The organism is Clostridium sp. MSTE9 (genome assembly GCF_000277625.1).
In the GTDB taxonomy this organism is placed as follows: domain Bacteria; phylum Bacillota; class Clostridia; order Oscillospirales; family Acutalibacteraceae; genus Faecalispora; species Faecalispora jeddahensis.
On the sequence record NZ_AKFU01000034.1, the window covers coordinates 12,142 to 38,232 of the forward strand.

At 57.5% G+C, this 26,091-nt stretch carries 31 protein-coding genes; 22 read left to right on the top strand and 9 right to left on the bottom strand.

Translation table 11 applies throughout. From position 1 onward, the window contains the following. From HMPREF1141_RS08490 to HMPREF1141_RS08585, 20 genes are all read left to right on the top strand, one after another. Complete coding sequence (locus tag HMPREF1141_RS08490) at window positions 1-1,275, top strand: PBSX family phage terminase large subunit (protein WP_009063380.1); 1,275 nt, start codon at window positions 1-3, stop codon at window positions 1,273-1,275. Beyond that, complete coding sequence (locus HMPREF1141_RS08495) at window positions 1,262-2,425, top strand: hypothetical protein (protein ID WP_009063321.1); 1,164 nt, start codon at window positions 1,262-1,264, stop codon at window positions 2,423-2,425. Before HMPREF1141_RS08490 ends, HMPREF1141_RS08495 begins: the two co-directional genes overlap by 14 nt. Continuing rightward, window positions 2,422-3,411 carry a hypothetical protein gene (locus HMPREF1141_RS08500; RefSeq protein ID WP_009063208.1) on the top strand — a complete coding sequence of 330 codons (990 nt, stop codon included), beginning with the start codon at window positions 2,422-2,424 and terminating at the stop codon, window positions 3,409-3,411. Before HMPREF1141_RS08495 ends, HMPREF1141_RS08500 begins: the two co-directional genes overlap by 4 nt. 22 nt (window positions 3,412-3,433) lie before the next feature. Continuing rightward, window positions 3,434-3,775, top strand: coding sequence for a hypothetical protein (locus HMPREF1141_RS08505; RefSeq protein WP_009063367.1), 342 nt, complete (start codon window positions 3,434-3,436; stop codon window positions 3,773-3,775). Between the two features lie 19 nt (window positions 3,776-3,794). Then, entirely contained in the window at window positions 3,795-4,805 is a 1,011-nt protein-coding gene (locus HMPREF1141_RS08510; RefSeq protein ID WP_009063289.1) for a cell surface protein, read from the top strand. A gap of 20 nt (window positions 4,806-4,825) precedes the next feature. Further along, entirely contained in the window at window positions 4,826-5,182 is a 357-nt protein-coding gene (locus HMPREF1141_RS08515) for a hypothetical protein (protein ID WP_009063275.1), read from the top strand. Further along, a complete protein-coding gene (locus tag HMPREF1141_RS08520; RefSeq protein WP_009063212.1) occupies window positions 5,179-5,535 on the top strand; it encodes a hypothetical protein in 357 nt (118 codons plus the stop codon). The genes HMPREF1141_RS08515 and HMPREF1141_RS08520 overlap by 4 nt, the downstream gene beginning before the upstream one ends. After that, complete coding sequence (locus HMPREF1141_RS08525) at window positions 5,522-5,932, top strand: hypothetical protein (RefSeq protein WP_009063351.1); 411 nt, start codon at window positions 5,522-5,524, stop codon at window positions 5,930-5,932. The genes HMPREF1141_RS08520 and HMPREF1141_RS08525 overlap by 14 nt, the downstream gene beginning before the upstream one ends. A gap of 1 nt (window position 5,933) precedes the next feature. Further along, entirely contained in the window at window positions 5,934-6,326 is a 393-nt protein-coding gene (locus HMPREF1141_RS08530) for a hypothetical protein (RefSeq protein WP_009063251.1), read from the top strand. Then, window positions 6,323-6,457 (top strand): hypothetical protein, encoded by a 135-nt coding sequence (locus HMPREF1141_RS17795; protein ID WP_009063283.1) that lies wholly within the window; start codon window positions 6,323-6,325, stop codon window positions 6,455-6,457. The genes HMPREF1141_RS08530 and HMPREF1141_RS17795 overlap by 4 nt, the downstream gene beginning before the upstream one ends. Continuing rightward, window positions 6,454-6,978, top strand: a complete 525-nt coding sequence (locus HMPREF1141_RS08535) for a LysM domain-containing protein (RefSeq protein ID WP_009063298.1) — start codon at window positions 6,454-6,456, stop codon at window positions 6,976-6,978. Before HMPREF1141_RS17795 ends, HMPREF1141_RS08535 begins: the two co-directional genes overlap by 4 nt. Further along, the gene (locus tag HMPREF1141_RS08540) at window positions 6,975-7,898 is read left to right on the top strand and encodes a hypothetical protein (RefSeq protein ID WP_009063290.1); all 924 of its coding nucleotides are present in this window, start codon (window positions 6,975-6,977) and stop codon (window positions 7,896-7,898) included. Before HMPREF1141_RS08535 ends, HMPREF1141_RS08540 begins: the two co-directional genes overlap by 4 nt. 13 nt (window positions 7,899-7,911) lie before the next feature. Further along, window positions 7,912-8,262: a hypothetical protein gene (locus HMPREF1141_RS08545; protein WP_009063377.1), complete on the top strand. Its 351-nt coding sequence runs from the start codon at window positions 7,912-7,914 to the stop codon at window positions 8,260-8,262. After that, a complete protein-coding gene (locus HMPREF1141_RS08550) occupies window positions 8,262-8,621 on the top strand; it encodes a hypothetical protein (protein ID WP_009063281.1) in 360 nt (119 codons plus the stop codon). The genes HMPREF1141_RS08545 and HMPREF1141_RS08550 overlap by 1 nt, the downstream gene beginning before the upstream one ends. Before the next feature lie 4 nt (window positions 8,622-8,625). Continuing rightward, a complete protein-coding gene (locus tag HMPREF1141_RS08555) occupies window positions 8,626-9,699 on the top strand; it encodes a baseplate J/gp47 family protein (RefSeq protein ID WP_009063236.1) in 1,074 nt (357 codons plus the stop codon). Window position 9,700: 1 nt separating this feature from the next. After that, a complete protein-coding gene (locus tag HMPREF1141_RS08560; RefSeq protein WP_035316825.1) occupies window positions 9,701-10,267 on the top strand; it encodes a hypothetical protein in 567 nt (188 codons plus the stop codon). A 25-nt stretch (window positions 10,268-10,292) separates the two neighbouring features. Then, window positions 10,293-10,766 carry a hypothetical protein gene (locus tag HMPREF1141_RS08565; RefSeq protein WP_009063206.1) on the top strand — a complete coding sequence of 158 codons (474 nt, stop codon included), beginning with the start codon at window positions 10,293-10,295 and terminating at the stop codon, window positions 10,764-10,766. A gap of 93 nt (window positions 10,767-10,859) precedes the next feature. After that, the gene (hflX, locus tag HMPREF1141_RS08570; protein ID WP_009063358.1) at window positions 10,860-12,128 is read left to right on the top strand and encodes a GTPase HflX; all 1,269 of its coding nucleotides are present in this window, start codon (window positions 10,860-10,862) and stop codon (window positions 12,126-12,128) included. A gap of 352 nt (window positions 12,129-12,480) precedes the next feature. Further along, window positions 12,481-12,693, top strand: a complete 213-nt coding sequence (locus tag HMPREF1141_RS08580; RefSeq protein WP_009063384.1) for a FeoA family protein — start codon at window positions 12,481-12,483, stop codon at window positions 12,691-12,693. Between the two features lie 8 nt (window positions 12,694-12,701). Next, window positions 12,702-14,759, top strand: coding sequence for an EAL domain-containing protein (locus tag HMPREF1141_RS08585; RefSeq protein ID WP_009063277.1), 2,058 nt, complete (start codon window positions 12,702-12,704; stop codon window positions 14,757-14,759). A gap of 207 nt (window positions 14,760-14,966) precedes the next feature. On the opposite strand, the gene HMPREF1141_RS08590 is transcribed toward HMPREF1141_RS08585, so the two are convergent. The 9 genes from HMPREF1141_RS08590 to HMPREF1141_RS08630 form a co-directional block, all read right to left on the bottom strand. After that, entirely contained in the window at window positions 14,967-16,370 is a 1,404-nt protein-coding gene (locus tag HMPREF1141_RS08590; RefSeq protein WP_009063200.1) for a M56 family metallopeptidase, read from the bottom strand. A gap of 1 nt (window position 16,371) precedes the next feature. After that, window positions 16,372-16,749: a BlaI/MecI/CopY family transcriptional regulator gene (locus tag HMPREF1141_RS08595; RefSeq protein ID WP_009063218.1), complete on the bottom strand. Its 378-nt coding sequence runs from the start codon at window positions 16,747-16,749 to the stop codon at window positions 16,372-16,374. A gap of 218 nt (window positions 16,750-16,967) precedes the next feature. Next, a complete protein-coding gene (gene ruvX / locus HMPREF1141_RS08600) occupies window positions 16,968-17,417 on the bottom strand; it encodes a Holliday junction resolvase RuvX (RefSeq protein ID WP_009063257.1) in 450 nt (149 codons plus the stop codon). Between the two features lie 111 nt (window positions 17,418-17,528). Continuing rightward, complete coding sequence (locus HMPREF1141_RS08605; protein ID WP_009063226.1) at window positions 17,529-18,185, bottom strand: histidine phosphatase family protein; 657 nt, start codon at window positions 18,183-18,185, stop codon at window positions 17,529-17,531. A 22-nt stretch (window positions 18,186-18,207) separates the two neighbouring features. Next, window positions 18,208-19,119 carry a dihydroorotate dehydrogenase gene (locus tag HMPREF1141_RS08610; RefSeq protein WP_009063224.1) on the bottom strand — a complete coding sequence of 304 codons (912 nt, stop codon included), beginning with the start codon at window positions 19,117-19,119 and terminating at the stop codon, window positions 18,208-18,210. A gap of 3 nt (window positions 19,120-19,122) precedes the next feature. Further along, window positions 19,123-19,893 carry a dihydroorotate dehydrogenase electron transfer subunit gene (locus HMPREF1141_RS08615; RefSeq protein ID WP_009063319.1) on the bottom strand — a complete coding sequence of 257 codons (771 nt, stop codon included), beginning with the start codon at window positions 19,891-19,893 and terminating at the stop codon, window positions 19,123-19,125. 5 nt (window positions 19,894-19,898) lie between these two features. Beyond that, the gene (pyrF, locus tag HMPREF1141_RS08620) at window positions 19,899-20,828 is read right to left on the bottom strand and encodes an orotidine-5'-phosphate decarboxylase (RefSeq protein WP_009063361.1); all 930 of its coding nucleotides are present in this window, start codon (window positions 20,826-20,828) and stop codon (window positions 19,899-19,901) included. Window positions 20,829-20,954: 126 nt separating this feature from the next. Next, a complete protein-coding gene (locus HMPREF1141_RS08625; RefSeq protein ID WP_009063255.1) occupies window positions 20,955-22,232 on the bottom strand; it encodes a dihydroorotase in 1,278 nt (425 codons plus the stop codon). 197 nt (window positions 22,233-22,429) lie between these two features. Then, on the bottom strand, window positions 22,430-23,182 hold the full coding sequence (locus tag HMPREF1141_RS08630) for a YdcF family protein (RefSeq protein ID WP_009063261.1): 753 nt from the start codon (window positions 23,180-23,182) through the stop codon (window positions 22,430-22,432). Between the two features lie 333 nt (window positions 23,183-23,515). Between HMPREF1141_RS08630 and serC the strand changes: the two genes are divergently transcribed. Both serC and HMPREF1141_RS08640 read left to right on the top strand, forming a co-directional pair. Beyond that, a complete protein-coding gene (gene serC, locus HMPREF1141_RS08635) occupies window positions 23,516-24,601 on the top strand; it encodes a 3-phosphoserine/phosphohydroxythreonine transaminase (RefSeq protein ID WP_009063371.1) in 1,086 nt (361 codons plus the stop codon). Window positions 24,602-24,740: 139 nt separating this feature from the next. Continuing rightward, complete coding sequence (locus HMPREF1141_RS08640; protein WP_009063263.1) at window positions 24,741-25,904, top strand: 3-phosphoglycerate dehydrogenase family protein; 1,164 nt, start codon at window positions 24,741-24,743, stop codon at window positions 25,902-25,904. Window positions 25,905-26,091: the final 187 nt, after the last annotated feature.

The window sequence follows — 26,091 nt, forward strand, 5'->3', positions numbered from 1 at the left end:
TTGGAGTTTCACCCTTTTTCGAAAAAGCAGCTTCAGGCGCTGAGCTGGTGGTGCCGGGGCAGTCCGTTTGAGCATTACAGCGCGGTGATCTGCGACGGAGCGGTGCGAAGCGGTAAGACACTCTGTCTTGGAATTTCCTTTATCGCGTGGGCGTTTTACCGGTTTGATGGCCAGTCATTCGCGCTGTGCGGGAAAACCATTCGTTCCCTGCGGCGGAATCTGGTCGTGCCCCTGCTGCCGGTGCTGCGGGAAAACGGCTTTGAATGTTCCCTGAAGCTTTCGGAGAATCTGCTGACCATCTCGGCGGGCGGGCGCGAAAACCGCTTTTACCTGTTTGGCGGAAAGGATGAGTCCTCCTCCGCACTGATTCAGGGCATGACGCTCGCGGGAGTTCTGTTCGACGAGGTGGCCCTGATGCCCCGCTCGTTTGTGGAGCAAGCACTGGCCCGCTGCTCGGTGGAGGGCTCGACCTTTTGGTTTAACTGTAACCCGGAGCATCCGCAGCACTGGTTTTACCGCGAGTGGATTCAGAACGCCGCGAAAAAGAACGCGCTGTACCTGCATTTTCAGATGGAAGATAATCCGTCGCTGTCCGAGGCGATGCTTGAGCGCTACCGTGGGCTGTATTCCGGTCCGTTTTACCGGCGCTTTGTGCTGGGGGAGTGGGTGGCTGCCGAGGGGTTGGTGTACCCTTTTATGACGCAGGAGCAGTTTTGTCCCGTACCGCAGGAGGCGTTGGAACGCTACGTGATTTCGTGTGATTACGGCACGGTAAACCCCTCCTCCTTTGGGATGTGGGGAAGCCAGAACGGCTGCTGGTACCGGATTGCGGAATATTACTACGATTCCCGCCGGGAAGGTTTTCAGCGCACGGACGAGGAACATTACGCCGGGCTGTGCCAGCTCGCCGGGGGCAGAAAAATCGAATGTGTGGTGGCCGACCCCTCCGCCGCGAGTTTTATGGCGGTCATCCGCCGCCACGGGGAGTTCCGGGTGATTCCGGCCAGAAACGATGTGCTGGATGGAATCCGTCAGGTGGCGGCGGCGCTCAAGGCCGGGCAGCTTTGCATTTGTGACACCTGCGCCGACGCGATGCGAGAATTCGCGCTGTACCGGTGGAGCTCCGACTCCACACGCGACGCGCCAATAAAAGAAAACGACCACGCCATGGACGACATTCGGTATTTTACCGCGACAATATTACAGCAGGACGCGGAAGGCTGCTTTGCGGTAGCTGCGCCGCGCCGGACAGGAGAGTATGATGGGTTGGTTTAAAACAAAGAAAAGCCCGCCTGCCGTTCCCGCCATGCAGACAGCCCCGCGTTCCGGGTGGCAGGCAGGCTGGGAATGGAATCGGTACGCGCCGCTCGCGGGCGGGGAACAGCGTTTGTATGGAACGCTGCGGGAATCGGTGCCGATCATTTCCGCCGCGCTGGAAAAGACAGTGCGGCTGATCGGCACCTTTCAGGTGGAATGCCCGGACACTGCCGCACTGCGGGGGCTGACGGAGTTTTTGAGGCATGTTCCGGTGGGCGCGGCGCAGGCGGGAATCCAGAGCTTTTTATGCACCTACCTTGACCAGCTGCTGATGTACGGCACCGCTGTCGGGGAAATCCTTCTGAGCGCGGACGCCTGCGGAATCGCGGGGCTTTACAATGCCCGGCTGGAGCATCTGGAGCTGCGCCGGGGAGAAAATCCGCTGGAGGTTCAGCTATGTGTGCGCGGGCAGTCGGGAGAAGCTGTGCCGGTGAAACACCCCAATCTGGTGCTGATGTCCGCGCTGAATCCCGAGCCGGGGGAGGTGCGCGGCGTATCGATTCTGCGGGGGCTTCCCTTTTTAGGGGAGGTTCTGATGAAAATTTACCATACGATCGGCATCAACTGGGATCGTGTGGGAAATACCCGTTTTGCGGTGACCTACAAGCCCTCCGGCGAGGGAGACCGGGCCTACGGCGCTGAACGTGCCCGGCAGATCGCCGACCAGTGGAGCCGCGCGATGCAGCCGGGAGCCGGAGTGAGCGATTTTGTCGCTGTGGGCGACGTGAGTATCCGGGTGATCGGCGCGGACAATCAGATTCTGGACAGTGAAATCCCCGTGCGCCAGCTTTTGGAGCAGATTGTGGCGAAGCTGGGCGTGCCGCCGTTTTTGCTGGGGCTTTCGTGGTCGTCGACCGAGAGGATGTCCTCTCAGCAGGCCGACCTTCTCACCAGCGAGCTGGAAAGCTACCGCCGCCTGCTCGAGCCGGTGATCGAGAAAATCTGCCGGATGTGGCTTTTGTTGAACGGATATTCCGAGCAGATGGAGATCATCTGGGAGGATATCAGCCTGCAGGATACGGTAGATTTGGCAGGGGCAAGGATCAAAAACGCGCAGGCAGCGAAGCTGGAATGGGAAGTTCAGAAGGAAAAGGAGGGAAGAGCATGAGAGAGGGCTATGTGATCAAGAGCGCGCAGAGCGCGGCTTCTGTGGAGGAGCTTCGGCAGATTGGTCGCTACACCCGGCGGGAATTTTCACCCGAAGAGCTATATGTGTTTTCGGTAGTGCTGTGCGACAACGAGATCGACCGCGATTTCGAGCGCTTCACGATCCCGGCGCTGCACCGGCTGGGGGAGTTGTTCCTCGGGAAAACCGGGCTGTTCGACCACAGCATGAAAAGCGGCGACCAGACCACTCGGATTTTTTCCACCCACGTGGAAACCGACCCGCAGAAAAAAACACAAGCGGGCGAGCCGTACACCCGGCTGGTGGCAAGGGCTTATCTGCCGAAAACGGAGAAAAATGCCGATTTGATTCTGGAGCTCGAATCGGGAATCAAAAAGGAGGTCAGCGTGGGCTGCGCGGTGGGGAAATCCACCTGTTCCGTCTGCGGAGCGGATCGGGTGAAGCAGCCGTGCGGGCATGTGAAGGGGCGCAGCTATGGCGGCGAGGGACGGGAGCAAATCTGTTGTACCGTACTCGACGAGCCGGCGGACGCCTACGAATGGTCGTTTGTTGCGGTACCCGCCCAGCGGGCAGCCGGGGTGATCAAGGCCTTTCGGCCCGGAAAGGAGAAAACGGATTTGATGGAGGAAATCAGGAAGTCGCTGCGCGCAGGGGAACAGATAACGCTGACCGCCACGCAGACCGGGGAGCTTGAAAAACATTTGGAGCAGTTGGAGGCTCTGGCGGAGAGCGGCAGGCAGTACCGCGAAAGCGTGAGCAAAAATGTGGTGAGGCTGTGCGCACTCGGTAAAACAGGAATCCCGGCGGAGGTGATGGGCCGTGCGGCGCAGAGTATGCCGCTCGAGGATCTGCTCTCGCTGGAAAAAGCGCTCAAACAGCAGGCGGAGGGCATTTTGCCGCTGCGTCCTCAGCTGGCGCCGGAGCATCTGGAGGCAGTAGACAGCGGAAACGACATGTTCCGAATTTAATACAGAAACGGGAGGAAAGAGCATGAAAGTAGCATTTGGCGGGTATGGAGAGAAGCTCGTTACCTTTGAAGCGACGGAAGGAGTTCTGGCCGGAGTGCCGGTGATGATGAGCGCAAACGGAGCGGTGGCCCCCTGCGCCGCGGGAAAGGCGTTCTGCGGCGTTGCGGTAAATGTGCGCGACGGATTTGCCGCCGTGCAGCTGGCCGGGTACGTGCGGCTGCCCTACACAGGCACGGCCCCGGCGGTCGGCTACCAGACGCTTGTGGGCGACGGTGCGGGCAAGATCAAGACGGACGCGGCTGGTCGGCAGTTTCTGGTTGTGGACGTGGATACTTCCGCCGCGGTATGCGGCGTGATTCTGTAACGGAAAAGGAGGAGAACACATGGCTTTTTATGATACGCTCAAATTGGAAAAGGGAATGTATACAACGGGTAAGGGCTTTACCCGGACTCTGGAGGAGCTAGACCCCTCTACGAATTACGAGGGTACCCCTCTGTCAGGACTGGACGCCTACCAGCGCCAGCTCAAGCGCTTTGACATCCGCGTAGGAGGACCCGGCTCCGACCCGGTGGAAAAATTCTTTCAGACCAGCGACAGCGCGGCACTTTTCCCCGAATATGTTTCGCGCGCGGTGCGTCAGGGAATGGAGCGGGCCGATCTGCTGCCCGGCATTGTGGCGACGGTAACGAAAATCAACTCGATGGATTATCGCACGATCACCTCCGATCCCCTGCCGCAGGACAAAGAGCTTCTGCCGGTGGTCGAGGGTGCGGAAATCCCCCGCACGGTGGTCAAAACACAGGAAAATTTGGTGCGCCTGCACAAGCGCGGGCGCATGCTGGTGGCGTCGTATGAAGCGCTGCGCTTTCAGAAGCTGGACCTGTTTACCGTCACGCTGCGGCAGATCGGCGCGTATATCGCCCGCGCACAGCTTGACGACGCGGTAAACGTACTGCTCGACGGCGACGGAAACGGCAATCCCGCCCCGGTGACGGATGTGACCGGCGAATTTTCGTATCAAAACATGGTCAGCCTGTGGAGCGCTTTGCAGCCCTACGAGCTGAACACCATTCTGGCCTCTACCCCGGCGATAGAGGATATTCTGAACCTGAAGGAGTTTCAGGATTCCGTGGCTGGACTTGATTTTCAGGGTACCGGCAAGCTGGCTACGCCGCTTGGCGCAAAGCTGCTGCATGTGCCGTCGCTTTCCGGCAGCCGCCTGATCGGCCTTGATAAGAACTGCGCGCTGGAAATGGTGCAGGCCGGGGATGTGCTGACCGATTCTGACAAGCTGATCGACCGCCAGCTGGAGCGCGCTTCCATCAGTGTGATTGCCGGGTTTGCGAAGATCTTTGCCGGGGCATGCCGCGCCGTCAGCTATACTGGAGAATAAAAGGATAGGAGGGAAAGCCGATGAATCAGCAGGCGATTCTGGAACGGTTTCTTTGCCTTTCGGGGCTTTCCCCGGAAGAAGCGCAGCCCTGGCAGGGGATGTGTGAAGAGGCCATGCAGGAGCTGAACGCTCAGGTACTCACCGGAGCGGAGGAGGGGGCGGCGCTTCTGAACGCCGCTGCCGCCGCCCTGGCCTTTTATCGCTATTCCGTAGCGCAGTCCAGCACCCCGGAGAGTGATTTTACCGCCGGAGACGTCCGTGTGACAAAAAGCTCTGCCGGAATGGAAGCGGCCCGCCGACTTTGGCTGGAGGCGCGCCGTGCCGCCGCCCCTTACCTGCGTGACGAGGAATTTTATTTTAGGCAGGTGCGCTCATGACGCGGGCGGCATTTCTGCGGCGGATGCTGGAGCGGTATGGCAGCGAAACGGTGGTTACGGTACCGGGAGAAAGCCCGGTGACCGTGCGGGCCATGATTCAGGCGATGAACTACAAGAACAAGGTTTACCTCGACGACGCATGGATGCCGGAGGGGTACTTTGACAATTCCCATTTCTTTTACATCGGCCCGCCGGACTGTAGGCTGGACCAGATGAACGGCGCGATGCTGCGCTGCGCGGAAAAGGAATACAAGGTCATTCGCGCGCAGGGCTTTCTGGCGGGGAACCGGATTTTATATGTATGGGCGGTTCTGCGGGAACTGCCGGGGGAGGAAACAGATGGCGGAATTTGATTTGCTGGAGCAGGAGCTGCTGCGGCAACTGCAGGAAAGGGAGTCCCTTCGGGATATCCGGTTTTCGACAGCGTGGGAGAACAGGCGGGGAAAGTCAGACGGCATCAGCGCCGTGTTCAAAATCCTGCCGGTGCGTTTTGTCCCCGCCTCGCTGGATGAATCCCTGCGCCGGGCGGAGCTGACGGTCAGCATCTGGATTTCCGCTCCCCGCGCGATGGGCGGCACAGCGTGTGTGGACGCCTTTTCGCGCATCAGCGACGCGCTGTTGTTCGGTGAAAACGGGCTGTGTCTGCAGACCATCTCCTGCGGGAAGGTGGAGTATTCCGAAGCCGCCGAAGCGTTCCGAATGAGCGCCGAGGTGGGCATGACGGCATACTGCCGGGAAAGCGGGGGATAACATGGAGCTTTTGGTGCCGAAGCGTCAGAGCGTATCCATTGAGCTGAACGGCGAGAGGGTCGCCTCCGCAAGCGCTGTAAAATGCGTGTGTGTCAAAGAGCGCAGAGCAATCCGCGCGTTTGGCGAGGCGGAGCCGGTGGCCTGGCTGGACCTTTCCCCCTCGTACCGTCTGGAGCTTTCTCAGTTGAGTGGTTTGGGGCAGAGCATCAGCCGCTCGTCTCTTTGGGAGATGAGCGATTTTCGCCTTGTCACCGTGCAGGACGGCGTACGCACCGTATACAGCGGCTGCGAGTGGCAGGAGCTGACGGAGCAGGCGGATGCCGGGAACGGCTTTCTGGCAGAGCATGCCGTGATGACCGCCCGGAAAAGGAGCAGAGAGGAGGAGCCGATATGAACGAAACCGAAGACCTTGTCGGGAGTGTTTCCGCTGTGCAGGAGAGGGAGCAGGCCGAACGAATCAGCCGCGTGCTGGAGCGGGATTATCGGCGCTATCCTCACCCGATTTCGGAGGAGGAGCTGACATGAAGCTGCAGCCGATGAAATACGGGGAATACGTCTGGCCGCATAATCCCGAGCATCTGACGGTGAGCTGCCGCAGAGCGGTGCGGGAGCTGCAGGCGCCGTTTGCCGGGAGCATCTTGCAGGATTACGGCGTACAGAAGCGCGTGGTGGAGGGCGAGGGCGAGTTTTATGGTGCGGACTGCATCGGGCAGTTCCAGAAGCTGTATGGGGAGCTGGAAAAAACGGAACGGGCCGTGCTGACCCTGCCGAATGTTCCGCCGTTCTTCGCGCGCTTTGTCACGCTCGAACTGATCGGCAACCCCGAGCCGGACCTTGTGCGTTACCATTTTGTGTTCTGGGAGGACGGCGCGGCGGAAGCTGCCGGGAACCTGCTTTCCGGGCAGGTGTACGAATGCCGTGAGGGCGACGATCTGTGGCGGATCGCCGCGTACTACTCTGTCACCGTGCAGCAGCTGCTGGAGAAAAATCCGGCGATCCGCTGGCCGAACTATCTGCGCGAAGGCGAGAGGGTGGTGATTCCGTGAAATTTGAGGGAATCACGGCACAGGGGGAGGTCTGTTCCCTTGGCACGCCGCTGTCCGTTCACATCAGCCGTGGCGCGGGAGCACCCGCGGACGAGCTGGTGGGGGAATTCCCCTGGAGAGCTTTGCCCCCGCTGTACCGCTTGCGGGTTTCGGATGGGGAGAGAATCATATTTTTCGGCCCCGTGGACGTACAGCAGGAGAAGATTTCACCCAAAGGAGCCTTTCTGCGCGTCGAGGGACGGAGCCTTGCGGCGCTGCTGCTCGACAATGAGGCGGTGCCGCAGACGTATTACTCCCCGCCATTTTCTACCGTGTTTGCCCGCCATGCCGCGCCATATGGATTTTTGCGGTACCGGGTACCAAGCGGTACGGAAAAAATCGGTGAGTTTACGGTAACAAAGGGCATGAGTGAATGGCAGGTGCTCGAAAGCTTTTGCCGCCGGGTGTGGAGCGCTTCTCCCGTTTTGCAGGAGGGGGACGAGCTGACGGTCGGCGAATCGGAAGAGAGCGGTATACTTTGGTTTGGAGATTCCGTGCGGGGGCTGACGTATCTTTCCCTGACCAGAACGCGCAGGGAATATGAGAGAATCAGCGAGCTTCTGGTTCGCTCGGCCAAGGATGGGCGGTATACCGTTTCACTCACGGATGAACAGGCGCTGCGCGATGGCATTCGCCGCAGGCGCTGCCTGAGTGCTTCCTCGGCGGTCAGTGCGAAGCAGGTTCTTGCAAACGCGCGGCACAAGTCGCTGGAATACACGCTGGCATTACCTGGCTGGCCCGATGTGCAGCCGGGCAGCAACGCGGAACTGAGCGACAGATTGCTTGGCCGTGTGGCAGGGCTCAGAGTGTGGAACGTGGAGTATGAGCTGAATACCGGCGGAATGCTCTGTACCGTCACGTTGCGGCGTGCCGCGGAGTAAAGGAGGAAACAGGATGTGGATTTCGGAGAAAATGGCTGCTTCGCGCATTTCAGAAAGAACGGTGGTTTCGGGTGAAGTGACAGGTGGTCAGGACGCCCGTATCGCCGCGCAGGGAGAAACCGAATACCGCCGCCTTGCGCTGGCGGCTCCCTGGGGAATCGCGTATCTGCCCCCGGCAGGGGCAAGGGCGGTGATCCTCGGCGGAGCGGAAAACCCGGTTTGCGCCGGTACCGTTGTGGAGGCCGGAGGGCTTGAGCCCGGCGAGCTTCTGCTCTTTTCTGCCGGTGGGGCGCGAATCTGCCTGAAAAATTCCGGCGAGGTGGTCATCAACGGCCAGACCTTTTCCGCTGCGGGGGGATCGTAATGGACATCAGGCTGGATCAGGGCGATTTTGCGGTTGGGGTGAACGGCCTGCCGGGCTCCGTCAGAGGCAGAGAAGAACTTCTGCAGCGGGCTTTGATTCGCCTTACGGTACCGCGCGGCAGTTTTTCGTATGACCCGGAGCTTGGCAGCAGGCTGCACACGCTGGTGATGTCCGGCGCGGATTTGAGCGCGAGGGCACGCGAGCTTGTGGAGGAAGCGCTCGCAGCGCTGCCGGGGGTTTCGGTGGAGCAGGTCGTCTGCACACCTCTCGGCGGGGGACGCGCGCGCCTTGTGGCGGAGCTTTCCACTTCCTTTGGCCCGGGCACCATTTCGCTGGAACTGACAGGACAGGAGGGGTAATCCAATGGAAAGTTACGGCTCTGTTTTGGAGCGGATGCAGCAAACCTTTCAGGAGCTGGCGGGTTTTTCCGCAGACGATGCGTCTGATTTGGGAATCCGGCTTAAAGTGCTGGCAGGCGAAGTCTATTCCCTGCTGAACGGGGTGGAATGGCTGAAAAATCAGATGTTCCCGCAAACAGCGCAGGGGGAATACCTGATGATGCACGCAGCACAGCGCGGACTTTCGCGCAAAAGCGCGACGCCTTCCTCCGGAACGCTGGTATTCGGGCGCTCCGGCACCCTGCCGTATGATGTGCTGATCCCGAAAGGCACGGTCTGCGCCGTTTCGGGCGAGGCCGGCCCGCGCTTTGAAACAACGCAGGATATCACGCTCCCCGCCGGTGCGCAGACGGCACAGGGGCCGGCGGTATCGCAGCAGGGGGGCAAAGAATCCAACGCAGCGGCGGGAACCGTGACGCTTTTGCTCACGCCCCCCGCAGGTGTGGAGACTGTAGCGAATCCGCAGGCATTTACCGGCGGCGCCGACGAGGAAACCGACGAGGAACTGCGCAAGCGCCTGCTGAAAAGCTATGAGGTGCTGCCAAACGGCACCAACGCGGAATTTTACCGCAGTTATGTGGTGCAGTACGACGGGATTCAGTCCGCAAGCGTTCTGCCCAGAGCAGACGGCAGCGGAACTGTCGCCATCTACGCCGCGGGCCGGGGCGCAGCCCCGCCGCAGGCTTTGCTGACGAAAATACAATCGGAGCTGAACAGCCTGCGCGAGGTAAACGTAGAGGTAACGGTGCATTCGCCGGAGCTGGTGGGCTTCCCAATTTCCATATACATCGATCCTGTACCGGGGTGTACCCTTGCAGCGGCCACCAGCCAAACCCTCGAGGTGATCCAGTCGTATTTCGATCAGCTTTCCGTCGGGGAATCCGTCATTCTGGCGCAGCTCGGCAGGCGATTGATCGACACCGGGCTGATTCGCAATTATCATTTTGACGAGACCTTGACCAAGGATAAAAAGATGGAGATTGCGCAGCTGGCGGTGCCCGACCCGGTGTATGTGCAGCAGATGGGGAGCGTGGTATAGCATGAGGGCGATGGATTCCATGCGGGAAAAGCTCTTGCCGCTCCGGCTGTACCGAATGGACGGCGAAAGCCGGGTGGAGGCGGAGCTTTCCGCTGCGGCTGAAGGGCTTGATCTGGTCTATCAGGCGCTCGAAAGCCTGACGCAGGAAGCGTTTGTCGAAACGGCCGAGGAATTGGGTCTTGCGATGCGGGAGCTTGCTTTTGGTTCGGAGCGCACTGATCTGCCGCTGGAGCTGCGGCGCGAAATGCTTCTGTACCGCGGCGCGGTGACGGTGAACGACAACACCAAAGAGAGCGTGGAGCGCGCGCTGTTTTCCATAGGACTGCGCGCAGAGCTTTGGGAGGCTCCTCGTGAACAGAAGCTGTATGTCATTTGCTATGAAGTGCTGGATCAGCAGGTAACGCGGTACCGTTTAAAGCAATCCGCGCTGCGCTTTCTGCCCGCCCATCTGGAAATCATTTTTGATTTCGGAAAAGTGACTTGGGCCTATCTGCAGGAAACGGAAAAAACATTTCAGCAGCTCGAGGAGCCCGGATACACCTGGGAACAGATTCGAGAGCTGGAATGATGGAAACAACTGGGAGGGAATCAGAATGCCGTCCACGAATAAAACGCCCCAGCTGGGGCTAAATAGCTGGGTAGACACCGATAAGCCCCGGCGAGAGGATTTTGTACAGGATAATACGATCCTGGATACGGTGATCAGCGGGCACCTGGCCGATATGGTGCTGCATCTGACCGAGGCCGACCGGCTGAAACTCAGCGACGGTCTGGTAGCGGGCAGCCGTGCGGGGACAGGGACTGAAGAGGCTTCGATTACGCTCGATTTTGAACCGAAGCTTGTGTTTGTGTTTTCAAAAGAAAAACCGCTGGCCGATTACAGCGCTTCCGGCAGCTATATAGTGGTAAACAGCGGGATCGCCACACCGTGGGGCAATACCCAGGGTGTGGCTGTCAGCGGGAACAGGGTGACCTTTAAGCAGAGCAAAACAACTCCCGAGGCGGGCGGTGTGATGCTGAATCTGAACAAGCTTTACGGGCAGTACGTTTACCTGGCTCTGCGGTAACGGTGATTGACGAACTGGCGTTTTTATACTATGATAAGGTACAAATCATTCCCGGAATGGGATCGTTTTCCGGGCTGCGGATAGGAGCTTACCATGGAATTGTTTGAAAATGAAGTTCGCCCCGAGCGTGCGCTTTTGGTGGCGGTAGATACAGGAGAATACGACGTAGAGGCCTCAATGGCGGAGCTGTACGAGCTCACACGGAGCGCGGGTGCGGAACCGTTTGGCTCGATGGTGCAGAAGCGCCCTTCGCCTGACTCCGCAACATGTGTTGGCTCTGGCATGGCCGAGGATATTGCCGATTACTGCACACGCTACGAAATTGATTTGCTCATTTTCGACTGTGAGCTTTCGCCTACCCAGATCCGCAATCTGGATGAGCTGACAAAGGTGCGCGTGATCGACCGCACGATGCTGATCCTCGATATTTTTGCCGCCCGGGCAAAATCAAAGGAGGGCAAGCTCCAGGTTGAGCTTGCCCAGCTTCGCTATCTGCTGCCGCGCCTGAGCGGCAAGGGCATCGCGATGTCGCGTCTTGGCGGCGGAATCGGTACGCGCGGCCCTGGCGAAACGAAGCTCGAGACCGATCGCCGGCACATCCGCCGCAGGATCGAGGGCCTGAAAGAGCAGCTGGAAGAGGTGGAAAAACACCGCGAGCAGATCAACCGCCGCCGCCAGAAGGACGGAGTGATCACCGTTGCTCTCGTCGGCTATACGAACGCCGGGAAAAGCACGCTGATGAACTATCTGACACAGGCGGGCGTTCTGGCGAAGGATCAGCTGTTTGCAACGCTCGACCCCACGGCCCGGGCTTTAAAGCTGCCCAGCGGCGTTACCGTGATGCTGATCGATACGGTTGGCTTTGTACGCAGGCTGCCGCACCATCTGGTCAACGCGTTTCGCTCCACGCTTGAACAGGCCGCTTTGGCGGATTTGATTCTGAACGTTTGCGATGCGTCCAGTCCCGAAGCGCAGACTCACCTGGAAGTGACGCGCGCCCTTTTGGCGGAGCTGGGCTGGAAAGACCGCCCGGTCATTCCGGTGCTCAACAAGTGCGACCTGGTTCCGGAGCTCGGCGCCGTACCCATGATCGGCAACGCCGTGCGCATCAGCGCAGTTACGGGGGCGGGCATCGACGAGCTGCTCGAAACGGTCGAGCGCAACCTGCCGGTTCGCACCGTGCAGGTAGAGGCGCTTCTCCCTTTTGCAGAAAGCGGCCTGGCCGCCCGCGTGCGCAAGGACGGTGCATTGCAGGAGGAAGAATTCACGGAGCATGGTTTGAGAATTGTTGCGCGGGTGGGGCCGGAGCTTCTGGAACAGCTTTCGCGCTATCTGGTCGATTCCGACAAGCCGGAGGACTGATTTACAGTATGAATGAAAGCCCGGGGAACAATTTGTTCCCCGGGCTTTTTGACGTTTCAGGCCGTTTGAAAAGCTGCACAGCCGAAACATGGCTTTATTATTTTACTTACTGCGTCGGTCTCTGCAAGGCCCAGTTACATACAATGGAAATCCTCCTGCCTTTGCTGCGTTCGCCGTCTTATTTTTCATGATTTTTATGGGCCGGCCTGTTTTTCAGCGGGCGTGTCTGATTGACAAGAGAAGCGGCGTTTCGCGCGATTTCGCACGTCTGATACTTGTATTTTAAAAGACTGCGTGATAAGATAAAAGCTAAAGTTAGTTCATGCTAACACTGGCTTGTTGGGGGGATACTATGCCTTTGCTTTTAGCCGAAACAGGAACTTCATATACCATTGTGCGCATCTGCGGCAGTGAGAAAATAAAGCATTATCTGGAATCCCTTGGGTTTATTGCGGGCACGGCGATTGTGGTTGTGTCTAAGTTTAACGACTATTTTCTTGTGAATGTAAAAGGCTCGCGAATCGGAATCGGCAGGGAGATGGCCAAAAGAGTGATTATCAGATAGGAGACCCAATGAAAAACAAGTATAATGTTTTTTTGCTCTATTTGTGTGCGGTGATCATTGTTTTGATCGGCGCCGTGCAGGTTTACAATCTGACAGGGTATTCCGGTGTCAGAGGATTGTCTCTTGGCTCCGCCGTGTATTTCCGCGCGCGGGCCAGCCAGAGCATTACGCTGATTCTCGCTGTGGTTGCGATCACGATACTCCTCTCCGGCGAAGAGATCAACCGCGGTGTCAAGCGGAAGGCCTACATCGACAGCACGGGCATCATGAACAAGAATGCCTGCATGGAGCGAATGAACCTGCTGGACAACAAGGACAGCACGCTGAACATCGGCTTTGTCATGTTCGATCTCAACAATCTGAAGCAGGTGAACGATGATTGGGGACACGAGGAGGGGGACAAGCTGATTCAGAATTTTGTCCTTCTGCTGCGTCAGGCTTCCAATAAAGAGTATTTTCTTGCGCGATTCGGCGGGGATGAATTTGTCGCGATCATTGAAAACTGCACCGAAGCGATGATGAAGTCTTATCTGAAACGGATCGAGGAGCTGACCGGCCATTTTAACCGGGCGCAGGAGATGCCGATCAGCTACGCGTGTGGGTTTGCGATCAGCACCAAAGAGCATTACTACCTGATGGACGATCTGCTCAAGGAAGCGGATAAAAAGATGTACGAAAATAAAAAGAAGATGAAGTCCGTTGATTTGGCCCCAGCCTGGCCCGGCAGAGCGCCAAGGGCCGGGCAGGCCCGAGCGGCGACAGGGGAAAAAGCGCCGGTACACTATGATTACGACGAGTTTGTATCTGCCCTTGAAAATGTGCTGCAAGCCTGCGATGAAGAGGTGCATCTGGCGATTGTGTATTCAGACATCTGTCATTTCGGGTATTTCAATGATGTATACGGCCATCAGGAGGGCAACCGGATTTTAAATCAGTTTGCCCAGCAGCTTGCCGGGCAGTCCTGCTGTTTGTTTGCCTGCCGCATGTATTCCGATCATTTTGCATGTCTGGTCGATACCTCCCACAAAACAGAGGGACAAAGTGTTGAACTGGTGCAAAGCTGGAGCACGCGTTTTTCTGATTCTATGAGTGAAACCTACAAGGGAAGCCGCCTGATCGTGCGAAGCGGCATCTATTTCATCTCAGATTCCGGCGAACCCGTTGACGGGATGCTCAACAGGGTCATCTATGCGCATAAATTTGCCAAAAGCTCTTTTCACAGTGTATTTGTGTACTGCGAGGAACTCAGCCAGAGAGAAAAAAGACGTTCAGAGATTCTCTGTTTGTTCCGCAGTGCGCTGGAACAAGACGAATTTAAAATTTATGTTCAGCCCCAGGTGCTGTGCCGTGAAAGAAGAATTTGCGGCGCCGAGGCGCTTGTGCGCTGGCAGCGGCCAAACGGCTTGTTCTTTTACCCGGATGAGTTTATTCCCGTGCTGGAGCAGACCGGCGATGTGATCGATCTGGACTTTTATGTGTACGAAAAGGTGTTTGCTTACCTGCATCAAAAGGAGGCTGCGGGGGAGAAACATGTTCCTGTTTCGGTCAATGTTTCCCGGATCCATCTTCTGGACGTAGAAAGTTTTATCCGCCGGCTTCAGACGCTTCGTGAAAAATGGCCGGTTTCCGCCTCTCTGCTCCTGTTTGAGCTGACGGAAACAGCTTATATCCAAGAGATCGACAATGCGCGCCTGTTTATTTGCGAGCTGCATAAGCTGGGCTACCGGGTTTCTATGGACGACTTCGGCAGCGGGTATTCTTCTTTAAAAGCGCTTCAGAGCATGCCTTTTGATGAGATCAAATTTGACCGGGCCTTTTTAAGGGACTGCAACGGGAAAAAAGAAACCTATATTCTTCTTCAGCTGATTCAGATGGTAAAGGGGTTCCATATCCCGATCGTCTGTGAAGGGGCCGAAACAGCCGAGCACGTAGAACTGCTGGAACGATCAATGTGCGATATGATTCAGGGGTATTATTTTTATAAGCCGTTCCCCATAGAAGAGCTGAAAATCCGGGATTCGGGGTTCCCGAGGCTCCGGCAGTCTGATTTACCGCTTTCTTCCTGATGGATTCCTAAGAAAACTAAGCTTATTAGAACAGCCTGCCTTCTCAAAGTCTGAGAAAGCAGGCTGTTCTGGGTTTTTGAAAGGATTGTGTGAAATAAGTGCGGAATTCTGTCCGCCGCGCCTGCCGCAGAAAATGCGGGCTTTTGGCAGCGGCTCGCGTCCTTTTGGGGGAAATCAGCGGCAGAGCAGCAGGGCGGCGTTCCTTTTTTATTCGGAGGCCATTGATTCTGTGATACTTTCCTCCTGAACCGTTACGCCGGAGATCAGCCATCGGTTATCCTGCTTTGTCACTTGCAGCGTCACCGGATATTTTGCAAAGACTCCGGTGTTTATAACCTCGACGATCTCCCCGGAAACGGTGTATTCTCCCTTGCCGGAGGGCGTGATTTCCGTGATCTCGATCCGGTCAGGCCAGGGGCTGGAGACTCTGCGTCCGGGCGCTCTCTGTGGGTCGGTCTTCCACGCAGCCAAAAGTTCCGGTGTGACATATTGGGCATACTGTTCCTCTATGCTTTTCGCCGCGATTTCCGTAGGAGCTGTAAGCGAAACCATCTTCAGCGCTCCGCCGAAACCTTCCACAAGCGATACGACCTCTTGTTTGTCGGACTCAGAAGCGGAGGAATCCGAGGGCTTTTGATTTGCGGCCAATGCCGCGCCGGCAGTGATGACGGCAACCAATACAACGCACAGGACCATAAGACCTGCTTTCTTCTTTTTTGAATCCATGATTGCGGAAATACGATTTTTCATACTTTGTTTCCCTCCATAAAAACCAGTTGAGAATGCGGTTGTAAGCTTCGCGTTATTCCGGACAACATCCAGAATCATTTCGCCGTACTGTCTGCGCTGCTGGGAATCCGCGCCGTCCAGCACCAGTGCGTCACAGGAAATTTCACATTGCGCCGCCGCCGACCTTGCCATCAGGTAGATGACGGGATTGAACCAATGAAGGATCGATGCTGCCAACACCAGCGTCTTATACCAAAGGTCGTGCCGTTTGAAATGCACCAGCTCATGCTTGAGAATGAGAGATAATTTTTCTTCCGGAATCCCGGCGGGCGGCAGTAAAATGGCGGGCCGGAAAAGTCCGACAAGTACCGGGCTTGTGATGCTTTGACATACGCTGAGTCGGATCGGCGATTTTATTTTCAGTTCCGATTTTAAGCCATCTAAAATCCTCAGGGATTCCAGATCGGTTACAGGCTCACTCCACCGGTGCACCATGCTCATAAAGCGGACATGCCGCAGAGTATGATATAACAGGATGCCCGCAGCGCCTGCAGCCCAAATTGCCGCGGGCGCCCACCAGAAAGGCATGGCGGTCAATGCGTTCACAGCTTCTCCGGCCGCCGTCACGGCAGGTGGGAGGAACCCGCCGACCGGCGGAATCAGCGGCCCGGGGCTCACGGGAATCGGCGTTTCCTGTACGGGGAACAGGTCAAACTGCGGGCGGAAAGGGATGATCCATCCCACTGCGATGACCAGCCAGATCAGATACCGCCATTTCGCGGCGTACCGTTTTGATAAAAGAGGAAGCACCGCCGCATAGGCGAGCGTTACCAGCGTCATGGAAAGGGAGCATTGCAGTAAAGTGGTCAGAAAAGCCCGCATATCAATCCCTCTTTTCTTTCAGCCACTCTTTCAGCTGGTCAAGATCGCTTTCCTTCAGCTTCTTGCCGTCATACAGCGCGGTAACCAGGCTGGTAAACGAGTTCCCGTGAAAGCGTTCCATAAAATCTCCGGTTTCAAATTTCAGATACTCTTCCTTGCTGATCAGGGGAAAATAAGTGCGCTCTTTCCCGTTCTTTTCCGTGCGGAGAAAGCCGCGTTCCACCAATCGAAGCATGAGCGTCAGGATGGTCTGCGCTTTCCATTCTTTCTCTTTCCCCAGCTGTTCCATAACCATTCCGGTCGTGATAGGCGGCTGGTTGGCCCAGACCACCTTCATAATTTCAAATTCCGCGTCAGGGAGCCTTTTTACCACGCCCATAGCTGTGCCTCCAAATTCTACAAATGTCTTTATACGTATTCTACATTTGTCTTAATTGGTTGTCAAGCGGGTTTCAAAAAATATTTTTATGCAGGATATGGCTGTATGATGCCAATCAGGGCGCAGAACAGCCCCGCTCTTTATTAAAAATGAAAAACACCTTACTTCGGGCCTAACTGGCCGAAATAAGGTGCCGAATGATATGGTATACAGGGGCTTCATCCGCCCTGCGGCGGGTCGGCGGGCTCCGTCCGCCGGTTTTTACGGTACATAAGGTAATTCTCCAGAATGATGGTAGCAGCCACAGCGTCTACCACGGCCTTGCGGCGTTTGCCGCGCGTGTCGGTCGCGTTCAGGTAATTGTGCGCTGTGATGGTGGTTCCGCGCTCGTCGCAGAAGGTAACGGGAATGCCGCTTTCCTGCTCGAGCCTGGCCCCAAACGCGCGGGCATTTTGGGCGCTTTCTCCTTCGCTGCCGTCCATGTTGCGCGGCAGGCCCACCACCAGCAGCTTTGCTTTTTGTGCCTGCGCGGCTTCCGCTATGGCCTGGCACAGGCGATCCGGGCTGTGTTCCTGCACCACCGCAAGCGGGCTGGCCAGAAGCTCGCCCTCGTCGCATATCGCAAGGCCGGTGCGCGCCTTGCCCAAATCTACCGCCAGTATTTTCATCGCAGGCCCTCCCGTTTGAAATCAAAATCTGTCTTTGAAAAGCGTATCACAAAGCCGCCATTCTCTCTTGCCAAAGGCGCGGGGAAATTGCCCGGCCTCAGTTATCAATCGTCAGTTCTTCCGCGTCCAGTCGCGGGGAGCGGCGCAAGTGGGCTCTCCGGTCAGGTGGGAAGCATCATTTTTCAGACGGATGATGGCGTTCCGCTCCTCGTCAAAGTCGACGATGCTCACCGCGGTGTTATCGCTCCAGTCCATATCGTTGAGCTGTTCGATCGGCCATCCCGCGGCGCGGCAGAGAAAATTGCGGATGGCGCAGCCGTGGCTGGTCACAGCGATCGTTTTGCCGGGATTTTCCTGAACCAGGCGCATCACAGTGTCCCAGATACGGTCGTAAATCTGCCGCATGCTTTCTCCCTGCTCAGAAACGAACTCGTACGGCGCCGTCCACCAGATTTCCGCCATTTCGGGGAATTTCTCGGGCAGGTCCGTCCACGGAATGCCCTCCCATTCGCCGCCGTCCAGCTCCATCAGCCCCTGCTCCTGCAAAATGGGCAGGTTGTGGTATTGGTTGATCGCCACGGCCGTTTCATACGCGCGCACCAGCGGACTGGAATACAGTACATCGATTTTGGTGTTGCGCAGGCGCAGTGCCAGCAGTTCCAGCTGACGGCGCCCGTTTTCGGTAATTGGAGCATCCGTATGCCCCTGAAAAATCTGTTTTACATTTCCTTCCGCCTCACAATGGCGGATCAAGATCACTCTGGTCATTCACTGCTCCCTTTCTTTGTCGTCACCAGGGCATGATGCCGCCGGTCAATTCCGTTACGGAAGAAATTCCGTTCTGCTCCATATATTCGTTCAGCCCCTTCAAAATATGCAGGGGCGCTTTTGGATCACTGAAAAACACGGTGCCGATCTGCAGCGCACTCGCGCCCGCCAGCAGCATTTCGACCGCGTCCTGCCAGGTGGAGATGCCGCCCATGCCGACCACCGGGATGTTCACCCTTGCGGCGGCCTGCCAAACCATGCGCACGGCGACCGGGAACACTGCCGGGCCGGAAAGCCCGCCCGTGTTGTTGTGCAGGATGGGCCTGCAGGTTTTGATGTCGATGCGCATTCCGGTCAGCGTGTTGATCAAAGAAATCGCGTCGGCGCCGGCGCTTTCGGCCGCGTCGGCGATGTCGCCGATGTCCGCGACGTTCGGGGAGAGCTTCACCATCAGCGGTTTTTTGCAGAACCTGCGCACCTGCGCGGTGATGTCCTCCACTCCGGCGCAGGAGGTGCCGAAGTGCACGCCGCCCTGTTTTACGTTCGGGCAGGAGATGTTCAGCTCGATCATATCAACGGCGGTGTCGGAAAGACGCTCCGCCATTTCGCAGTATTCCGCCGGGGTGTTGCCCGCAATATTGGCGATGATCCGCGTTCCCTGCTGCGAGAGCCACGGCAGATCCTTTTCCATAAAGGTGTCGACGCCGGGATTCTGCAGCCCAACCGCGTTGAGCATGCCGCCGGGCGTTTCCGCAATGCGCGGTGGGGGATTGCCCATGCGCTCTTTGAGCGTGATCCCCTTGCAGGAGATGCCGCCGAGCGTGGAGAGCGGGAAAAACTCCAGGTATTCGTGGCCGAAGCCAAAGGTGCCGGAGGCCGCGATCAGCGGATTCTGGAATTCCACCCCGGCAACGGTTACTTTTAAATCTGCCATGCGTTATTCCTCCCAAACGATGCTGCGGCTGTCAAAGACGGGGCCGTCCTTACAGACATGGCCATAGACTTCTTTGCTGTCGCGCAGGATTTTGCAGGCGCAGCCAAGGCACGCGCCCACGCCGCAGGCCATGCGCTCCTCCAGCGAAAACTGGGCGGGGATATTCTGTTCCTCCGCCAGAGCGCCGAGCGCTTTCAGCATCGGCTTCGGGCCGCAGGCAAAGAGAACGTCGGTTTTCGCCGCGTACTGGCGCGCGCAGTCCGCTACCGTACCGTGAAAGCCCATGCTCCCGTCGTCCGTCGCGATGAATACCCGACAGCCCGCCAGCGCAAAGTCGCGCGCCAGAATCACAGATTCCTGATTGCGAAAGCCAAGGATCACCGTGGCGTTTTGGCCGAACGGTCTTGCCGCCGCGAGCAGCGGGGGCACACCGATTCCGCCGCCGACGAACAGCGCCCGGCGGCGGGTGTCGCCGAGTTCAAAGCCGTTGCCGAGCGGGGCCAGCAGGTCGACAAAGTCGCCCAGGCGCTTTTGCCCCAGCACCGCGGTGCCCTCGCCGCGCTCCTGAAAGACCAGGCGCAGGGTGCCGTTCTCCGCGTCGATGTCGCAGATCGAGATGGGGCGGCGCAGGGTTTTGCCCGGTACCAGCACATGCACGAACTGCCCCGGCTTTGCCGCGCGGGCAAAGTCCTCCGCGTCCACAATCCAGTCGTGGATTCCCGGCGCGGGCTGCTTGCGGTAGATGATTTCGCACTGCATCGTATCATATTTCATAGGCGTTATCCGATCCTCCCGATTCTTGTGGTAATCGCGTCGCGCATGCGTATGGCTTCCCTTGCGGCGGCCTTCGCAAACTCCTGCTCGGGGGCATTCTCCTTTTGCCACGCGCACAGAATGCTGCGGGAGGCGTTGATCACCGCGCCAAGGCCCGAGGCGTCGAAGGCCGGGGCTACGTCGTCCGCGCCGCCTCCCTGTGCGCCGTAGCCCGGTACAAGGAAGAACGTATGGGGGAATTCAATGCGCAGCTCGCGCAGCTGTTCGGGGTAGGTGGCGCCCACCACCGCGCCGACGCCCGAATACACATATGCGCCGGGCAGCAGCTCGCCCCACTGTTCGCACATCACGCCCATCTGGTAATAGACGGATTTTCCGTTTTTCAGCTGCTGATCCTGCAGCTCGCCGGAAGAGGGGTTCGAGGTTTTCACAAGGACGAAGATGCCCTTATCCTCTTGTTTACATAAACCAAGCAGGGGCTTGATTCCGTCGGAGCCGAGGTATGCGTTCACCGTCAGCGCGTCGCCCGCAAAGGGGGTCAGCCGCTCGCCGTCCACATCTGTTTTGCCCAGGTGCGCGTTGGCGTACGCCTCCATGGTGGTGCCGATATCGTTGCGCTTGCCGTCGGTGATGACGAACAGTCCCCGTTCGCGGGCGTAATCCATCGTTTCGGCCAGCGCGCGCATTCCCGGCCAGCCGAGCGCTTCATAGTAGGCGCACTGGGGCTTGATCGCGGGCACAATGGGGGCCAGCTCGTCGATCAGAGCGCAGTTAAAGCGCAGCACCGCGTCGGCTGCGCCCTCCAATGTTTTGCCGTATTTCGCGTAGGATTCTTCCCGAAGAAAGCGGGGAATATACTCCAGCTTGGGGTCCAGTCCCGCAACGGTAGGGTTTTGCTTTTCGATGATCTTTTCAATCAGCGTGTCCAGTGACATAAGGCTCCTCCTCCAATTTAAAATGCCGTCGGCTGTGAGGCCGCTTTTTTCGGTCTCCCCCGCCGAATGACGAGGGAGACCTGTTTGAGTTTCAAGGAAATTCCGGGCGGCTCTGCGTTGTGTCCGTTACGCCTCCCGGTAGACGACGCTGCCGCGGCATACGGTATATTTGACCTTGCCGGAAAGCTCCAACCCGGCAAAGGGGGTATTGCGGCTTTTTCCGTGCAGCTTCGCGGGGTCCACCGTCCAGCGCTCGCTTTCGCTGAACAGGACGATATCCGCCGGCGCGCCCTGTTTCAGCGTGCCGCCGGGGATCCCGAGAATCCTTGCCGGGATGACCGACATTTTTTCAATCAGCTGCGCAAGTGTCAGGCAGCCGGTGTTGACCAGATAGGTGATGCCCACGGCGAGCGAGGTTTCCATGCCGATTGAGCCGTTCGGCGCGGTCAAGAAATCCGCTTTTTCCGCCGGTGTGTGCGGCGCGTGGTCGGTTGCGATCGCGTCGAGCGTGCCGTCGCGCAGCGCCTCGCGGATCGCGAGCAGATCGTGTTCGGTGCGCAGGGGAGGGTTCATCCGGCAATCGCCGTTTTTAGAAAGCAGCGCCTGCTCCGTCAGCGAGAAATAATGTGGGGCGGTTTCCGCGGTTACCTGCACGCCGCGGCGTTTTGCGTCGCGGATCATCGCGGCGGCGATCGCCGTGCTCACGTGGCAGATGTGAATCGGCACTCCGTATGATTCGGCCAGTGTAATGTCCCGCGCGGTACCGCATTCCTCGGCGGCGGCGGGGATGCCCGGCACGCCGAGCTGTCGGCTGATTTCGCCCTTATTCATCAGGCCCCCGGCAGCCAGATATAAATCCTCGCAATGGGAAACGACCCGCAGGCCCAGCCGCGCCGCCTGCTTCATTCCCTCGGCCATCAGGCGGGTGTCGGTCACGGGCCGCCCGTCATCTGAAACGGCGGTAACGCCCGCCGCTTTCAGCGCGGCCATATCGGTCAGCACTTCGCTTTTCAGGCCCGTGGTGATTGCGGCGGTCACATATACGCGCGCATCGGCGTGCTCCGCGCGGGCGAGAATGTCCCAGGCTACTTCGGGCGTATCTGTCACGGGGTTGGTATTCGGCATTGCCAGAAGGCTCGTGACGCCTCCCGCTGCTGCCGCGCGGCATCCGCTCTGGATGTCCTCCTTCTGCGTAAAGCCCGGGTCGCGCAGGTGAACATGCATGTCCACCAGTCCGGGGGCTGCTGTCAGTCCGCCCGCTTCGATCACTCTTGCGCCCTGTGCCGAAAGGTGCTCGCCGATTTCCGCGATGACACCATCCCGTACCAAAAGATCGCCGATGAGGTCGATTCCGTCCGCAGGGCTTACAATCCGGGCGCCCCGGATAAGAAGCTGTTCCGCCATAATGCCGCCTCCTGTATATTCTTTTTGTAGCCGTACCATCAAAAGGATATTTTAGTTCTTCCCCCGCCAAAGGCGGGGGAAGAATGGTTTCTTTCTATTCCTATTATACATGATTTGGGGAAGTCCGTAAACCGCGCAACTGTTCCGAAAAAGCGAGTTATTTGCCGAAACTTCTTTGCCAATGTGCCGATCGTTCTTTAGCTTTGCAGCAGCGTCGCGGTGAGCGCAAGCAGCTCGCGGGTGTACATGGCAGATAAGATATTGCGCGGGCTTTCGGCGCTCACGGCATAGGGGGTCAGTCCCTGCCGCTTGGCCAGCCACGAGGCGCGCAGCTGATGGTATTCATCGGTCACGATCGCTGCGTCAAAACCAAGGCTGTGCTTGTCCAGCAGCTCTTTGGAATACCGGATGTTTTCCTCCGTGCTTTCGGAGCGGTCCTCCAGCAGAATCCGGTCGGACGAAATGCCGCGCTCGACCAGCTTTTCGCGGATCACCTCGGCTTCGCTGCGGTTTTCTCCCTCGCCCTGCCCTCCGCTCGCGACACACATGGCTTCGGGATTTTCTTTCAGGTAGCGTTCCGCCGCGCCGATGCGCGCCCAAAGGTCAAGGCTGGGCTCGTCCCCCCGAACCTGGCTGCCCAGCACGATGGCCGGGGTGCTTTTCGGGGGCGTGTGGTTTGCGGCAAGGATCATCTGCACCGTCAGAACCCCTGCCCATAAAAATCCGGCGGACAGCAGACCGGATAGAATCTGTGTGCCGGTGCGGTATGTTTTTAGATGTCCGGCAGCTTCGGCGCGGCGTTTCAGCAGCGGCGCAAATCCGCCCCACAAAAGAAGAAAGACGCACAGCCCGATACCGAGGTAATTCCCGATATTCCAAATGCCGACACTGCCGGGCCACAGGTACCAGATCAGCCCAGCGGCGGGTAACAGCAAGATCAGCCTTTTCATGTCAAGCACTCCTTTTTGAAGATCAGTCCCCGTTCCCGGGCTTTGAAATCGAGAGACCGCGGGCATTTATCCTGGCCCGGCATTCTCTTTTTTTCTCTGCGGGAACGGCATGAAACCTGGTTTTTTCTTTAGTATAACAAAAAAAGCAAGAAATGAAAAGGAAACGGGAGGTGAGGGGGAGAACGAACAGGAACATATGCCGGAAAAACACCGATTTGGCCGGGAAAATACGGGCAATATGGCAAACGCTTTTTAAATGGCAGGGAATTGACTTGATTTTTGGAAAGGGCTATAATTAAAATACTATTTTATAAACCAATTGGAGGTTCATTTATGAAACGCGTGTATAACTTTTCTGCGGGTCCTTCCGTCCTGCCGGAAGCGGTTTTGCGCCGTGCGGCAGAAGAAATGTTAGATTACCAGGGCAGCGGCCAGTCAGTTATGGAGATGTCCCATCGATCTAAAATCTTTGAAGGAATCATCGAGTCCGCGGAAAGTTGTCTTCGCGAGCTGATGAACATTCCCGAAAACTATAAAGTGCTGTTTTTGCAGGGCGGCGGCTGGTCGCAGTTTGCGATGGTTCCGCTGAACCTGATGGTAAACAGCGGCAAGGCGGATTTTGTCGTTACCGGTCAATGGGCCGCAAAGGCGCAGGAGGAAGCGTCCCGCTACGGCGAGGCCCGCATTGTGGCTTCCTCCAAAGACAAGACCTTCAGCTATATCCCCGAGCTTGACCCCGCAACCTTTACGCCGGATGCGGATTACTTCTACATTTGCATGAACAACACCATTTACGGCACCCGCTATACGAAGCTCCCCGAAACCGGGAACGTGCCGCTGGTTGCGGATATTTCCTCCTGCATTCTCAGCGAGCCGATCGATGTTTCTAAATTCGGTCTGCTGTTTGCCGGCGCGCAGAAGAACGTTGCGCCCGCGGGCCTTACCATGGTGATCGTTCGCGAGGATCTGATCGGCCATGCCAAAGAGTTTACTCCCACCATGTTCAATTATAAGATTCACGCGGACAACGGCTCTTTGTTCAACACACCGCCCTGCTACCCGATTTATATCTGCGGACTGGTGCTGGAGTGGATCAAGAGCGAGTTCGGTTCTCTGGAGGGCATGAAGGCCCACAATGAGAAAAAAGCGGGGATTCTGTACGATTTCCTCGATCAATCGAAGATGTTCCGCGGCACGGTTGTGAAAAAGGATCGTTCTTTAATGAACGTACCGTTCGTGACCGGCAACGACGAGCTGGATAAAAAATTCGTCAAAGAGGCGGAGGCCGCCGGATTTGTCAACCTGAAGGGACACCGCTCCGTAGGCGGCATGCGCGCTTCCATTTACAACGCGATGCCCATCGAGGGTGTGCAAAAGCTTGTGGATTTCATGGCGGAGTTTGAAAAGAACAACGCCTGATTCCTTTATTGTTCCTTCACTTGAAAAAAGGTATCATTCAGATAGGAGTTTCCTCCCCGCCTGTGGTGGGGAGGAAATCAGCGACCTTTTTCGGTGAAAATGATTTTAAATATGCAGAAAGAACAGAGGGCTCAAAGAAATGTATCGTGTTAAAACACTGAACAATATTGCAGAAGAAGGCCTTTCGCGCCTTGGGCAGGGCTATGAGTACGGCAATGACATCCAAAACCCGGAGGGAATTCTGGTGCGCTCCGCCGCCATGCACGACCTGGAGCTGCCGAGTGAGCTGCTGGCCATCGCCAGAGCGGGCGCAGGCGTTAACAACATTCCGGTAGACAAATGCAGCGAGCGCGGCATCGTGGTGTTCAACACGCCCGGCGCCAACGCCAATGCCGTAAAAGAGCTGGTCATCGCGGGGCTGTTCCTCACCTCCCGCAAAATCGCCCCCGCACTCGAGTGGACCAAAACCCTGAAGGGCAAGGGCAGCGATGTCAACAAGCTGGTCGAAAAGGGCAAGGGTCAGTTCGCAGGCCCCGAAATCAAGGGCAAGAGCCTTGGCGTCATCGGTCTTGGCGCGATCGGTATTCTGGTAGCGAATGCCGCCAAGAATCTGGGGATGGAGGTATACGGCTACGACCCGTACCTTTCCGTGGATGCGGCCTGGGGCCTGTCCCGCTGGGTGCACCATGCCAGAACGCTTGACGAGATCTTTGAAAACTGCGATTATCTGACCGTTCATGTTCCGCTTACGCCCGACACCAAGGGTCTGATCAATGTCGACTCCATCGCAAAGATGAGGGATGAAGTCCGCATTTTGAACTTTGCGCGCGGCGAGCTGGTAGATACCGCTTCTGTGCTCGATGGCCTGAAATCCGGCAAGATCGCGGCATACGCCACCGATTTCCCGTCCGATGAGCTGATCGGCGTTGAAAACGTGCTGGCGATTCCCCACCTGGGTGCTTCCACCCCCGAGTCGGAAGAGAACTGCGCCCGCATGGCGGTGGATGAGCTGAAAGAATTCCTTGAGAACGGCAATATCCGCAATTCCGTCAATATGCCGTCGATTTCCATGCCCCGCGCCCATGCGGTTCGCATCTGCGTTTTTCATCGCAATGTGCGCAATACCATCAGCCGCTTTTCCGGCGTGATGGCCAACGCGGGTATCAATATTGAGAACATGCAGAGCAAATCGAGAGGCGATTATGCCTACACGATTCTGGATGTGACCGGCGAGGTGGACGACGCAGCACTTGAGCCGATGAGGCAGATGGAAGAAATCATCCGCCTGCGTGTGATCCGCTGAATCTGTCCTGAATCTGGTGCATCCCGCCGCCCCACGGCAAAGGCGGCGGGCGCAAGAATTAATATCAAGTGATGATGAACTGCTTTTTTTGGTGGCCGCTGGAACCCAGTGACAATGAGGAAACCTTGAAAAGCAGTTCTTTTTTACCCTTTTGTGGACGGCAAGGGGCTTTCCCCTCACGATCGGG

Bases quoted from the DNA above. Each gene is read 5' to 3' on its own strand.
- HMPREF1141_RS08495 (WP_009063321.1), top strand. From the start codon at position 1,262: ATGGGTTGGTTTAAAACAAAGAAAAGCCCGCCTGCCGTTCCCGCCATG.
- HMPREF1141_RS08500 (WP_009063208.1), top strand. From the start codon at position 2,422: ATGAGAGAGGGCTATGTGATCAAGAGCGCGCAGAGCGCGGCTTCTGTG.
- HMPREF1141_RS08505 (WP_009063367.1), top strand. From the start codon at position 3,434: ATGAAAGTAGCATTTGGCGGGTATGGAGAGAAGCTCGTTACCTTTGAA.
- HMPREF1141_RS08510 (WP_009063289.1), top strand. From the start codon at position 3,795: ATGGCTTTTTATGATACGCTCAAATTGGAAAAGGGAATGTATACAACG.
- HMPREF1141_RS08515 (WP_009063275.1), top strand. From the start codon at position 4,826: ATGAATCAGCAGGCGATTCTGGAACGGTTTCTTTGCCTTTCGGGGCTT.
- HMPREF1141_RS08520 (WP_009063212.1), top strand. From the start codon at position 5,179: ATGACGCGGGCGGCATTTCTGCGGCGGATGCTGGAGCGGTATGGCAGC.
- HMPREF1141_RS08525 (WP_009063351.1), top strand. From the start codon at position 5,522: ATGGCGGAATTTGATTTGCTGGAGCAGGAGCTGCTGCGGCAACTGCAG.
- HMPREF1141_RS08530 (WP_009063251.1), top strand. From the start codon at position 5,934: ATGGAGCTTTTGGTGCCGAAGCGTCAGAGCGTATCCATTGAGCTGAAC.
- HMPREF1141_RS17795 (WP_009063283.1), top strand. From the start codon at position 6,323: ATGAACGAAACCGAAGACCTTGTCGGGAGTGTTTCCGCTGTGCAGGAG.
- HMPREF1141_RS08535 (WP_009063298.1), top strand. From the start codon at position 6,454: ATGAAGCTGCAGCCGATGAAATACGGGGAATACGTCTGGCCGCATAAT.
- HMPREF1141_RS08545 (WP_009063377.1), top strand. From the start codon at position 7,912: ATGTGGATTTCGGAGAAAATGGCTGCTTCGCGCATTTCAGAAAGAACG.
- HMPREF1141_RS08550 (WP_009063281.1), top strand. From the start codon at position 8,262: ATGGACATCAGGCTGGATCAGGGCGATTTTGCGGTTGGGGTGAACGGC.
- HMPREF1141_RS08555 (WP_009063236.1), top strand. From the start codon at position 8,626: ATGGAAAGTTACGGCTCTGTTTTGGAGCGGATGCAGCAAACCTTTCAG.
- HMPREF1141_RS08560 (WP_035316825.1), top strand. From the start codon at position 9,701: ATGAGGGCGATGGATTCCATGCGGGAAAAGCTCTTGCCGCTCCGGCTG.
- HMPREF1141_RS08565 (WP_009063206.1), top strand. From the start codon at position 10,293: ATGCCGTCCACGAATAAAACGCCCCAGCTGGGGCTAAATAGCTGGGTA.
- hflX (WP_009063358.1), top strand. From the start codon at position 10,860: ATGGAATTGTTTGAAAATGAAGTTCGCCCCGAGCGTGCGCTTTTGGTG.
- HMPREF1141_RS08580 (WP_009063384.1), top strand. From the start codon at position 12,481: ATGCCTTTGCTTTTAGCCGAAACAGGAACTTCATATACCATTGTGCGC.
- HMPREF1141_RS08585 (WP_009063277.1), top strand. From the start codon at position 12,702: ATGAAAAACAAGTATAATGTTTTTTTGCTCTATTTGTGTGCGGTGATC.
- HMPREF1141_RS08590 (WP_009063200.1), bottom strand. From the start codon at position 16,370: ATGCGGGCTTTTCTGACCACTTTACTGCAATGCTCCCTTTCCATGACG.
- HMPREF1141_RS08595 (WP_009063218.1), bottom strand. From the start codon at position 16,749: ATGGGCGTGGTAAAAAGGCTCCCTGACGCGGAATTTGAAATTATGAAG.
- ruvX (WP_009063257.1), bottom strand. From the start codon at position 17,417: ATGAAAATACTGGCGGTAGATTTGGGCAAGGCGCGCACCGGCCTTGCG.
- HMPREF1141_RS08605 (WP_009063226.1), bottom strand. From the start codon at position 18,185: ATGACCAGAGTGATCTTGATCCGCCATTGTGAGGCGGAAGGAAATGTA.
- HMPREF1141_RS08610 (WP_009063224.1), bottom strand. From the start codon at position 19,119: ATGGCAGATTTAAAAGTAACCGTTGCCGGGGTGGAATTCCAGAATCCG.
- HMPREF1141_RS08615 (WP_009063319.1), bottom strand. From the start codon at position 19,893: ATGAAATATGATACGATGCAGTGCGAAATCATCTACCGCAAGCAGCCC.
- pyrF (WP_009063361.1), bottom strand. From the start codon at position 20,828: ATGTCACTGGACACGCTGATTGAAAAGATCATCGAAAAGCAAAACCCT.
- HMPREF1141_RS08625 (WP_009063255.1), bottom strand. From the start codon at position 22,232: ATGGCGGAACAGCTTCTTATCCGGGGCGCCCGGATTGTAAGCCCTGCG.
- HMPREF1141_RS08630 (WP_009063261.1), bottom strand. From the start codon at position 23,182: ATGAAAAGGCTGATCTTGCTGTTACCCGCCGCTGGGCTGATCTGGTAC.
- serC (WP_009063371.1), top strand. From the start codon at position 23,516: ATGAAACGCGTGTATAACTTTTCTGCGGGTCCTTCCGTCCTGCCGGAA.
- HMPREF1141_RS08640 (WP_009063263.1), top strand. From the start codon at position 24,741: ATGTATCGTGTTAAAACACTGAACAATATTGCAGAAGAAGGCCTTTCG.